We start from the raw sequence: 11,997 nt of genomic DNA, 5'->3' as shown, positions 1-11,997 counted from the left end.
TACAAAGATCCATATGAGAACCACTACCAGATAGATAATCCATCACGACTGTTTCTTTCAACTCCCAAGAATAGGATAGGTTTTTCGAGGTTTCCTGTAGCCCTTCTGGTCCTAAAGACTGATACCTTGCTAACCATCGCCTAATGCTTGTATTAGCTACCTTTAATTGCTTTGACAGATCGTTCATGGAGTATTCATTCCGTAGGTACTTTTCAACTGCATCAATGCGTTCTTCATATGAAACCGTAAATTTGCTTCCCATAAAAAATATGCTCCTTCCTTGCAATAGACAGTTTTATTATTTCAACTGTCTATTACAAGGGGAGCATATCAAAGGTGAGATGGCTAGCATACTAATCTTTTAAAGGTATCACTTTAAAGCTAATAATCTTCTCAAATGATAGATACTCTTTACTTAGATCAACAATATCATCAAATGCATAGCAAGTATTGCCTGTACCAACGGTACGATCGTACCATTTGATAAACTTTTCAATCTCGACTATAGATAACCTATACTCTCGCTCACTGGAATCATTCATGGTAATTCGCAATAATCCGCTGCCAGTAGAAGGCTGTGGCGAATCGGGCTGAAAGTCAGAAGTCCAACGAGCAATATTAGAAATCCGGAATTCATCAATATAGCCGTTTAGTGGAAAGCTTGAATTATTTCCATCAACACCAATATTTAATCCCCCCTGCGGATATGATGTTGTTACTGTTCCACTAGCAACTTGAGCACCGTTCATAAATATTCTTGCAATATTAGATGCTCTTGTAATTGCAATGTGTACCCATTCTTTTATAGGCACAGTAACATTAGCAATTAATTCATCGCCAATCAAACATTTCCCAAATGCTATCTTAGTAGTTGAAATAGATGCTGATATACCACCTGTTACAGTTGATGCATAAACAACATAATCTACACTTGGAATTGCAGCCATATAAACCCAAAAATCAACCGTATAATCCCCACCAAATGTTAACTCAGTATTACTAGGTGTAGTTATATATTGGCCACTTCCATTTAAAGAGAGCACTCCTGAAAACTCACCCAATTCACTAGACACGTTAGCCCCATTCTTCGCTGCCCATACCTTACCACTCTCATCTTTAATTCCATCCTCAAAATGCAATAATGATACCGTATATTGATCCATTTCATACATATTTATTACCTCCATTTATTTTTGTAAATCTGATAGCAAGGACCTTTCTTCTAACTGTGTGCATCCTGTATATCAGCTTTCACTGATACACATTCCGTAGAAATCAAAAATTAAACTATTGAATCAATTTAATTCTAAGATATTTACTTATATACATGAAAAAGAGTCGTCCGCCACTGAAGGCCGACGACTCTCTCTATTTCCGTTCCATAAACCATTTTCCCATATCATCATATAAATGAACCTGCTTGCCCATGATCTTACAGGTATAGCGTATGCCTACACCGCCCCCTTTTAATGATGCAGCTTGACGCACATCAATAAGGCGATCCACTTCAAAGACTCTGCCATCCTCCCATTTGATTGACAGGGGTCTGACATTACCGTATATGTCATGTTTTGCCATGACTTCTACAAATACTTTATTACTCATACCTTTCACCTGCTATTTAAAATATGAAATTGGGTGGATAACGTGATCTTGTTCAGGGTTAAATCCCGTAAGATGACGATCTAGCAGCATTGCACAGCGTTGAACACTATAGTGACCAAAACGTTTATGTAATGTATCTACTGTACTTGCCAATATTTCCGCATCTAAGTTGCTATTATCAAATAAATCTAGCTGCACATGCCTATCTGCTGTTACTAAATCAGAACCACGTACACCAAGACTACGAATCGGAGTCTCCCACCGGTAATTTGTTTTAAATAATTCCATCGCCTTATTAGCAATGTCATTAGATAAAAATGTCGGTCCTGACAACTTACCTTGCCTCTCAAAGGATATGAGATCATTCCCCCTTACACTGATCGATATCGTTTTACATTTAAAACCATGCTTACGTAGACGAGCCGCCACGCTCTCTGCCAGTACATAAATGATTAGTTTGACATCTTGATTATTAACTAAATCTCTTGGAGTTGTAGTACTATTGCCAACTGATTTAATGATGCTGCTCTCACCTGTTAACCTTACCGGTTCCAAATCAAATCCATTTGCAAAGCCATGTAGCGTTTCTCCCCATATGCCTAATAGTAAACGCAGGCTTTGAATATCGCGGTTCGCAAGATCACCAATGGTATAGATGGCGCGATTTTGAAACTTTCTCCTAGTAGAACGTCCAACGTATAACAACTCACCAACAGGTAGTGGCCAAACTTTATCCTGAAAATTATCTGCTGTAATAACTGTTGTAGCATTTGGTTTATTCATATCACTACCAAGCTTCGCAAAGATTTTATTATAGGAAACTCCAACTGATCCAGTGAGTCCTAATTCATCCTGTAAGCGCTGCCTAATTTGATTTGCAATATCTTGGCCAGTTCCAAATATTTGCTCTGTACCAGTAACATCAAGCCAAGCCTCATCAATTCCAAATGGCTCAATTTGATTAGTATAATCGGCATATATCTTTCGCGCTAAGCGTGAAAATCGTAGATACTTTTGAAAGTCTGCTCGCACCAGCACTAAACCAGGGCACTTTTGTTTTGCCTCCCTAATCTACTCTTCTAATATATATTTATCATATCTTTTCTATAACCCTTTATACGTATAGTGTTTTCCAGCGTTTCTTAGTGATAGAACTACACATCATAAACAGTTTTGTGAGTGAGTTTAAGAATCTTCTTAGACCTTCACTTTTCTTATGTCAGTAGTATTTGTGGTCGTATCAGAGAAATAAATATCACATAGAAGGTATCCGGGAATGAGCTATAGAAATAAAACATTTTCCATGATATGTTAATGGCGAATAACGTTATTAACAAACCTGTCATATAAAGGAGTATAAGAATGCTCACGAGAGAAAAATACTGCTCACTATCCATAGACGGTTTAAATTATGTTCGTCCCCTTAAAAAGTTCGGAGGCACCCCTGCTTTTTACATCTTAATCAACAACGAAAATAAGCCAATAGAAGATGTATTTTACTTTTTAAAATATCTCGCCAAGAATAAAGGGGAACAGCTAAATACTCTAAAACGAACCGCCTACGATCTCTGCCATTTTTACGATTTCATGCTCGTAAACAATATTTCAGTTGAGCTAATAGATAGAGCTGTACTAAAACACTTTATAATGGAATACCTTCCTCTCATCGAAACAAAAAAACGAGTTAGGAACTGTATTGAAAGAAGTATTATGAAGAAACTTCCCATTAAAGATATACATAAACCAGATTCTAAGGCTAAAGCTTTTAATCGATATACCTCAGCACATACTAAAGAATCATTCAAACGTATAATCAATAATGTAAAACATTTCTTGTGTTATTTAGTAAAGAAAAAGAAAATAAGCATTGCTCTTAATGATATGTTTGATTTGCTTCCAGTAAAAAAAGATACAGACTCTTCCATGCTCTCTCATATAACGAGGGACGGCATTACATATTTCTACTCCGCAGGCAGCTTATTTAAAAGTTGCGGTATCACAATTCAACTAAATATAAAAATCAGGCCAGTTGAAGAAAGCATGATCTTCGAGGCGGAAGAAGAGGACGAATTCTTCTTTAATCTTCGAGACTACCCACCAATGTATCGTCTATATTATTATCTTTTGGATGAAACCGGCATGAGGGCAGCCGAAGGATTAGCCTTAAAAATATTCGATGTACCAATGAACAGATTAACTTATGACTTTACAAAAATACAGGGTGATATCCGATTGGTAGACGATGAAAAAGATCATTGGCAGGTATATATCTTCGTAAGAGAAGATAACCCACCCGACTTGAAGATAAAGTTCAACAAAGAGAGAGTTGTTGATATCGTAGATTCAAGTCATACACTAAGAAACCTATTGACTAATGCCCTGAATTATCGTCGTATCCAATTCAGAAAGATGCCGTTAAGTAAAAAACACGATTTTCTTTTTACTAATCGTAATGGAACAAGACTTAAATACAATAGCGTAAGAGACACCTTTAACGATGTACTTGACAAAACCGGACTTAGTGATAGAAAAGGAGAACCGAATTTAGTCATACATTCGTTCAGACACACTTATGCAACTAACTGGATTAAGCATGTCTACAACAAGGCGAAAGACGTAGAGCTAGACATTCTGTCTGGTCAACTAGGCCACGCGAATGGAAAAATTACTAGAAATACTTACGTCCATTTCTTCAAAAAAGAAAAGTTAGAATTATTAAAGAAGATAGAGCGCGCAAAACGCCAAGGAGTTAAAAAGGATGAATTATCCAAGTAAGGATGAATTTATAGACTATTGTGTTACAACTCGAAATCCTCTATCAGACAAAATGATCCTAAGAAGCCACGCAGTTACTATTCACAACCAGGTCATAAAGAGATATCCCAATCCCAAAGATTTTATCGAGTCGGCAGACGATAAATTTAGGGGTAAAGTTTTTCCTTTTTATATTTTTATGTGTCTAAAATGTAGACCTACAATCCCAATTTATTATCTTAATCATCCCATTTACTATGGGGATAAGATCGTTAAGTATTTTAATCTAATTAACGCTGACTTACTAAATTCGATTTTAAAGCTAATTAAAAGTGAAAATGAGAAAAAAAAATTCCTTGTCTACGTAGTACGTTTTTGCATTAGTTCTGAGTATAAAACACTTAATGACATTTCTATTGAAAACGTTAGGCAACTTAAAAATTCAGTTGTTAAAAATTACAACAACTTTTCCAAGATAACTCAATCTTCAAGGATAACCTATCTAAATTTTATCGAGCGTGCCCTTACACCTGTAAATATGCCAAAAAAATTTACACAGCGGGCAGCCCCCGATGAAAAGCAATTTGGAACACCATCCTCCGAAATAATAGGGTTGGTAAAAAAGTATCTTCAAGAAAAATACATCGCAAAAGGTTATGACATTGCAACTCCACGAATGCAAATAAAATATTTTTTATCACATGTAACTAAACGAAACCCCGATATAAGGAATTTAAACGAAATATTTCAAAATGACTATTGGTGTCATTACAGAGAATTAATTGAAAAATCTTCTGCCCCTGTTAGGTCAAAGTCTTCGAAGATTAATAGCGTGATGCAATTTTTTGAATGGCTATTTAGGAACGGCTGTGTAACAGAAAATGAGTTGCCTGAAGATTACGGATATCGTTGGAAAAGAAACAAGATTGGTCTTAATGATGAAAAGCCTAAGATGTTTCAAACCAGGGATCATTATTTCGCTATCTTTGCGGCATTATTAAATTTTAAACCTAAGACCGAAGAAGAAGTTCTTTGTAAGCATTTTTTTCTTGTAATAACTGCAATCGGAGCTAGGAAAAGCGAAATTCTTTGGTTAACGCCTAACAGCATCACTAATATCAAAGACGGGATTGGCGAAGTGACCTTCGCAATAAAAGAGAAGCTAGGTCTGATAAACAAACCTATGTCATGCATGCCTTGGGGATTACATTCTATAAAGTTTCTGGAAGATAGATTGGAAAAAGGCCCCAAAATAAAATTTTTTCATAAGAGGACCGGCAAAGAATTTTACTCTTTATTTGAACATAATGGCTACCTGCTCAGCGAAGACGTTCTGTACAGATTTTTTGATAGACTAATGGTGTTAGCCGATATCAAGGATGAAAGTGGCAATCGTATCAAATACAAAGGGATCAGGTTTCATGCATTTCGCCACCAGAAGTTCAATGATATTTACACAGTTACGAACGGAAGCCTTTCTGCCGTTCAACACGATTCCAATCACGTATCAATTAGAATGGTAAAAAGATACACCCAACAGGACATCTCAATGCGGCGACTCACTGCAATAAAGGCCATTGAGGAAGGTAAGATTGTCGGCAAAGGTGTTGACCTATTGAATGCCTTGCTAGAATCACCGTTTACTCCCGAGCAATATATGAATGTCGTTAAAAAATTGAACTTTTCTACCCGGATCACCAAAGAATTGGTAATGGAAGCTGCTAAAGACTTAGGTTTCGGCTTTTGCACAAATCCCAACTGTGCAATTGCGCCCATGTGCGAAGCATGCGATTATTACTTTACTTGCAAAGAGCAATTAGAAGAATTAAAAGAACGGTATACAAACAACTTTTTATTAATCAAAAAAACAATTACTTTAGTTGGATTTGACACTTTCTTTAAAAACGAGGAGTATAGACATCTTATTATAGGACTAAAACATCAGGAAAGATGGTTAAAAGAACTAGATGTAACAGATGAAGAGATCACTGATTTAAAACATTATTATTTCAAGGAGTAGGAAAATGGCAATTCAATTAAAGTTAATTGAAAAACAACAGTTTGATGTCGAAAAAGAATTAACCTTGAGGCAATATATACAATCATTAAATCTTCCGATAGAAAAAGAACATCTTCCAAAATCCGAATACGAAAAAATATTGAAATGGCTGCATAAAAAGCACAATCAAGCTCTTACGTATATTCAAGACCACAAATTTTTCTATAACAAAATTAAAGAAGTCTTTCCAAAACTCGCAGATTGGGAAAATGCGAATTTTATCAAAGCAGGTACACGCATCAATACTCTCTACTTTTGGATTCTCGCTCTTTGTGGCAGAGTTAATGTAAAATGGCGCCATTTTTCTATGGGGAATCCCCCCGACATTTTAAGCGAACAACAAAAACTACGCATAGATACTTGTATTCAAGAATTACATATTTCAAGTCACACCAGAAATAGGATACACCATGCTATATTGAAAATTGTTATATTAAAGCAAAAAGAATTTGAGCAAATAAATTGCGCCGATATACTTGAATGTATCCATCATGGCGGTGTAAGGAAGAATGGGTCTCCGAAGTTACTTTTCAGTGTAAGTACAAAACTTTTCGGTTTTACCGAGGACTGGAAAAGTGCCACAGGTTGGTCAAGAGCAAAAAAGCAATTACCTATTAACTTAGCCCCTGACATGAAAGATGAGTATGAATATTTTCAACAAAATCTCGCACCAGTGGGTGCGCCTGGTCGGTTACATGGCTTCTTTTCGTTTATTATTCGAGAATACCCCGAAATCGAGGAATATAAGGATTTACTGCCGGAACACTTAAAAGCATACGCATTGGCACTTAGAGATAAACAACCATCATTGACCGATAATACATATAACACATATATCAGGACAATCAAATCTTTTCTGCTTTTCGCATCTAAAAAGAAGACACTCAGCAAAACGTTAGCTGTTTATCTAGGAGGCACAACAACTACTAAAACTACTCAATTCTACGAACTTTACGCTCAATCCCCCATAATACTTCCGGCTCCCGTTCCGCAAGAAGACAGAGAGTTAATCGAACAACTCATCTACTCATACTCTCCTCGCAATAGGTACGAGTACATTTGTATATCCATAATCAAATTAATTTACTATACTGCACTTAGACCTGCGGAAGCAAGAGGTTTAAGGCTAGATTGTATTCGTGGAACAAAAGAAATCCCACACCTCCACGTCCATCGTGCAAAGTTTTATAAAGAACGTTACATCCCGTTAATACCAGAAATCATGTTCCTTATAAAAGAACTACAAGAATACAACAAGGGTACACTTCCCTATTATGATATTTGGGATGGCGAAACTGTAAGACGCTTATTTGGCATTGATGGAGAGCTAATTGGAATACCCGCAGCCAGAAACTTGTTTAAGAAGCTATTAATTTCGGGGGGATTAGTTAATGAAGATGGTGATGCCAAATATAGCCTTTATATTCTTCGGAAAATCCGTATAACAACATGGCTTGAAACTGGCATGACAGATATTGAAGTTGCCGAACTTGCCGGACACGGCGACTTAGAGACCATTAAAATTTACCATGTAGGTAAAGAAAGCCGGATGAGCAATGCCAAAACTGTCTACAACACTTTCTACAAAGATTTTATCGCAGAAGTGGCGGCAACAGGTACTTACGAAAAACATAAACAAATTCAAGAACAAGACGAAACTGAGTTTATTGAAAAACTAAAAACAAGCCTTCTTCAAATTGAGAATAAGGGCATTAACAGATTTGTTATCGACGAAGTATTAAAGCAATGTCCAGAATTGATAATGCCTGTCCCGTGCGGTAATTGCCTAGCTATAGCACTTCTTGGCACAGAAGAAATTTGCGAAAAACTAAAATTACCGTGTCTTGAATGTGAAGACCTGAAGGTTACAGACCATCACATAAGCGTTTTTGATGAGTTCGCTAAACGCCTATATAAAGCAGTTGCTCTTAATTTAAAAATTAATATTCAGGGTCTTGCAGAGAGAAACTTAGCACTGATTTCCCGCCTCAAAAAATTCTATATTATACGATTTGGCATTACGTCCGAAGAAGTTGAAATGCGGTTTTTGAGACTTGAACCTGCAGCACCCCGTAGAGGAAGAAGGCCGAAAGGAGTATAAATGTGAAAGAAAAGACAGGTGATATTCGCGGTAAAAACGGAACTAAAAATTTAAACAAATACAGACAAAAAGAAATGCTTCAGCGTAAAAAAGACTTAAAAAAAATCCTTAAAAAATTCGAGGAAAGCAACGCTCCTTTAGTTATAGCCGATGTAGCTGTGTGGTCAGGTATTTCTCTCTCAACACTAGGACGTTCGCCATACAAGGAAATGATACGTGAGCATCTTGAACAAGAAAAGGTGCGGCTTTCACCGAAGGGAAAACGAGAGATTTCTTTATTGTTAAAAGAGAATCAACAATTAAAACAGGACCTTGCATTTGAAAAAGAAAAAAACAAAAGATTAGAAAAAGAATTCATATTTATTAAAGAATTGATGTTACGTTAGATACGAATATTTACAAAAGAAGAAGGGTTCAACGCGTCAAATTGACAATTGACCCCATAGCGAATGAAAATCCTGTAGGTGTTTTTTTTATAAGGAATCGTAAAAATAGCGCTTTCAAATAACCATCAAAATATGTCCAGTAATCTTCAAACGAATGACTAATTCTACATGGTATTAGTTGTAATGATGACTCAAATGTAGGTAGATGAATAATCGAGAATATTTTATTTAAAGTTTGAATATCACGATTTCGCATAATTTATACTGGGGTTCGCGACATTACAAATTGAAAGTGTTTTGCAATATACGCGCTGTCGTTTAGCAATTTAATACCCTCTGACATCTTATATGCATTATCTTCCCTCAAAGATTAAGGTAATCCTCCCTTAATGTGTAAAAGTACAGTATTGATGTAGCCGATTGCTTGAAAAATTACCACTATTCTATTACTATTATTTCTTTACTTCTCTTATAAATTTATCTCGTTGGATTTTAGCCCACTCATAGCTACTATTTATTGCCACTTCGCATTGCAGATCATATGCTCTTTTGTTAAGATAATCCCAGTTGATCCGATTATAATTGCCAACCATCAAATATTTCACCCATTCATCGGTATCTTTGTATTCTTGCGCTCCAATTGCGCGATCAACTATTACGTCTTCTATTCCTATAATCTTTATAGTAGTATTATTGGGTCCGGCTACTGTTTGGACATGTTTCCAGCTAAAGTCAAAAGACCCTTTATTTTCATGAAACTCTACTAGTACTTTACGGTTTTGAGATAAATACCACGTTCCTATATCATTTTTAAAACCTAATTCACTCATTACTTCTTTAATTGTATCTGAATTGGAAATAATAAAATCAATGTTACGAGATAAATAGTTGGATACAGTATAAAATTCCACAGCCGAGACACCAGCCATGACTGCTGATTCGCCTCTTTTTTCTAGCTCGGTTGATATAATAGCAGCCACGTTCATCTGTCGCTTTAACGAATTTTCAATCTTACCTGCCTCAATTATTGTATCTGCGAATGCCCATAACATCTTATATCTTTCTGCTTCCTTGACGATATAGCCATCTTCTTCCGCTTTTTTCACACAATAAAAGACTGATCTACTAAGAGCAATTGCTTTTTCCACGGTGCGTAAAGAATTCGGACGATGGCCTTTTCGAGGAATTAATGCTGGAGAGATTCTATTCAATAGTTCATAATTCTGTTGAATAGCAGTGTTGAGTTCGATTGGTTTATTTTTATTCATTTTAACAATCAACTCCTACAGTTAAATTGACATTCACAAGCAAATTACCACTAAAATTCTTGTTATCGTGGTAGGTAAAGATGATTAGATAATTTTTGAGCTATTTTGGTATTACGCTTTCGTTTTTTACGCTTAGCTCCTAATAATAACGCGACTTGTTCCTTATCTTCATAGGCCACATCATAATTATCTTGCCACACTCTCCAACAAATCGTCTTATAATTCGTTGCGCGAATTAGATACCAAATTAGCTTTTTATACTTACGAAAACCACGACGTGTAAAAAAGAATTTAAAATCTCGGTAATTGTTCATCCTTGGACCAAACATTTCGTCCATTAAATCGTCAAACTCTTGATTTTCCTCTTGAGAAAATTTAGCTAGATTATGACATCCACAATAAAAACCAACTTCACCATATTCAGGATCAATACGTTCAAAATGAATAAGACGCTTCCTCACATCCTTTCCCTCCTTAAGAGCACTTATTTTATCTCCAGTTAGAAATTCCGTCCTTCTTTTTCGGGACATTCAGTGTGGTAAATTTAAAAACGTTTATGTGAGTTTTTTAACTCCTCAAGTATTGATTTCTCTGAGATTTGCAGTTCTGTGGGAGGCTGGTAGTGTGAAAGCTTAGACATTTCTTTATATTGAGCATTATTCCATTTCGACACTGTTGTCTCAACAAGGGTTTCACCATGATAGATTAAGCATTTTCTTTCATGCTCATTAAATCGATTCAAATCTGTTCGAATTTGTGCAATACGACTTACGATACTATCGGACCATCCAAAATCTGGCACATCCGATGACTTTGCACACTTTTCATGTTCAAATTCTCGATACCAACGACAACTATTTTCTAACTTAAAGTAAATACCTTTCCATATATCTTTAAGCAAATTATCCATAATTTTACTTCTATCTCGATTACTTACTTGCTCCATTAAAATATCGCTTATTCTAAGTAGTGAATTGGCAAACCCATAAGCATAATTATCATTATTAAAACGATTTGCGGCATCACTTATAACAATAAAACCATCTCTACCACGATCTAACTCGCTCTTAATTGAGTAATAACCTAAGTTATCAAAAAGACCTCCATCAGATAAATAAATACTTTCAGGGACCATATTAGGACTACATGCATCATTTTTAAACTTGTCCCTTAAAAAGAATTTATGCTGTCCAATATTCAATTTTATTGGAGAAAATAATCCAGGATAACACGCACTTGCCATAACAGCTTGTGAAATTGGCAAATGATGAATTTCGCGGGAGTAACCAATCTTATAATCGCCAAAATCATTATTATCAAAACGAAACCTTGCCCCATTATTTAAGTTAGTCGCATTAATAACAACTCTTACATTCTTAGACAATGCGCTGAGTGTGCACCCTTTAAAAATATACTTATCAAGTTGCTCGATAAAAAGTTCACTATTCTCTTGTCCTTCCAATAACATTAACGGCTTTCCAAAGGAGCCAAACAATGATCCAAATGTAGAAGCTACACTATTCACAACACTCTTTAGTCGGTACCTTATTAATATATTACGTGGATCTCTATTACTAAATTCAACTAAAGGATTAATAACTAGTCGGTCAAAGTCATCTATAGTGGCAATTTCATCAAACTTTAAACCGAAAAGAGCGCTTGTAATGCTCCCGCCAGAAACGGAGCTAATCACTTTAATCCTATCTTTTAAGCCTAGTCTAATAAGCCCCCGAAGTACTCCTGCGTGAAAAAATGTAGCACGGAATCCTCCCCCCGATAGGGCACACAATATGTCTTTCTGTATCATTCTAAACACACCCACTT

General features: G+C 35.9%; 11 protein-coding genes. 4 read left to right on the top strand and 7 right to left on the bottom strand.

Going from position 1 to position 11,997, the window contains the following annotated elements; all coding sequences use genetic code 11:
- The 4 genes from BMZ99_RS22705 to BMZ99_RS22690 all read right to left on the bottom strand — a co-directional run.
- Nucleotides 1–262: helix-turn-helix domain-containing protein (locus BMZ99_RS22705; protein WP_139214827.1), on the bottom strand; the 262-nt coding region annotated here is incomplete at its 3' end.
- A 91-nt stretch (nucleotides 263–353) separates the two neighbouring features.
- A complete protein-coding gene (locus BMZ99_RS22700; RefSeq protein WP_175490668.1) occupies nucleotides 354–1,172 on the bottom strand; it encodes a LamG domain-containing protein in 819 nt (272 codons plus the stop codon).
- A 196-nt stretch (nucleotides 1,173–1,368) separates the two neighbouring features.
- Nucleotides 1,369–1,605: a hypothetical protein gene (locus BMZ99_RS22695; RefSeq protein ID WP_090943305.1), complete on the bottom strand. Its 237-nt coding sequence runs from the start codon at nucleotides 1,603–1,605 to the stop codon at nucleotides 1,369–1,371.
- A 12-nt stretch (nucleotides 1,606–1,617) separates the two neighbouring features.
- Nucleotides 1,618–2,676: a DNA polymerase Y family protein gene (locus BMZ99_RS22690; protein WP_281246859.1), complete on the bottom strand. Its 1,059-nt coding sequence runs from the start codon at nucleotides 2,674–2,676 to the stop codon at nucleotides 1,618–1,620.
- A gap of 291 nt (nucleotides 2,677–2,967) precedes the next feature.
- On the opposite strand from BMZ99_RS22690, the gene BMZ99_RS22685 reads away from it, so the two are divergent.
- From BMZ99_RS22685 to BMZ99_RS22670, 4 genes are read left to right on the top strand one after another with little or no spacing between them, the layout of a single operon-like run.
- The gene (locus BMZ99_RS22685; RefSeq protein ID WP_090943301.1) at nucleotides 2,968–4,380 is read left to right on the top strand and encodes a tyrosine-type recombinase/integrase; all 1,413 of its coding nucleotides are present in this window, start codon (nucleotides 2,968–2,970) and stop codon (nucleotides 4,378–4,380) included.
- Nucleotides 4,364–6,379 carry a tyrosine-type recombinase/integrase gene (locus BMZ99_RS22680; RefSeq protein WP_090943298.1) on the top strand — a complete coding sequence of 672 codons (2,016 nt, stop codon included), beginning with the start codon at nucleotides 4,364–4,366 and terminating at the stop codon, nucleotides 6,377–6,379. Before BMZ99_RS22685 ends, BMZ99_RS22680 begins: the two co-directional genes overlap by 17 nt.
- A 4-nt stretch (nucleotides 6,380–6,383) precedes the next feature.
- Nucleotides 6,384–8,519, top strand: coding sequence for a tyrosine-type recombinase/integrase (locus tag BMZ99_RS22675; RefSeq protein ID WP_090943295.1), 2,136 nt, complete (start codon nucleotides 6,384–6,386; stop codon nucleotides 8,517–8,519).
- 2 nt (nucleotides 8,520–8,521) lie between these two features.
- Complete coding sequence (locus BMZ99_RS22670; protein WP_090943292.1) at nucleotides 8,522–8,905, top strand: hypothetical protein; 384 nt, start codon at nucleotides 8,522–8,524, stop codon at nucleotides 8,903–8,905.
- Nucleotides 8,906–9,357: 452 nt separating this feature from the next.
- On the opposite strand, the gene BMZ99_RS22665 is transcribed toward BMZ99_RS22670, so the two are convergent.
- From BMZ99_RS22665 to BMZ99_RS22655, 3 genes are all read right to left on the bottom strand, one after another.
- The gene (locus BMZ99_RS22665) at nucleotides 9,358–10,173 is read right to left on the bottom strand and encodes a hypothetical protein (protein ID WP_245755120.1); all 816 of its coding nucleotides are present in this window, start codon (nucleotides 10,171–10,173) and stop codon (nucleotides 9,358–9,360) included.
- Between the two features lie 62 nt (nucleotides 10,174–10,235).
- The gene (locus BMZ99_RS22660) at nucleotides 10,236–10,634 is read right to left on the bottom strand and encodes a hypothetical protein (RefSeq protein ID WP_090943289.1); all 399 of its coding nucleotides are present in this window, start codon (nucleotides 10,632–10,634) and stop codon (nucleotides 10,236–10,238) included.
- Between the two features lie 83 nt (nucleotides 10,635–10,717).
- A complete protein-coding gene (locus BMZ99_RS22655) occupies nucleotides 10,718–11,980 on the bottom strand; it encodes a patatin-like phospholipase family protein (protein ID WP_090943287.1) in 1,263 nt (420 codons plus the stop codon).
- Between the last annotated feature and the right edge of the window lie 17 nt (nucleotides 11,981–11,997).

It is taken from the genome of Pelosinus propionicus DSM 13327 (assembly GCF_900114615.1).
GTDB classification, from domain to species: domain Bacteria; phylum Bacillota; class Negativicutes; order DSM-13327; family DSM-13327; genus Pelosinus; species Pelosinus propionicus.
Note: the sequence above shows the minus strand (reverse complement) of the source record. Positions and strands in the feature narration are given on the sequence as shown.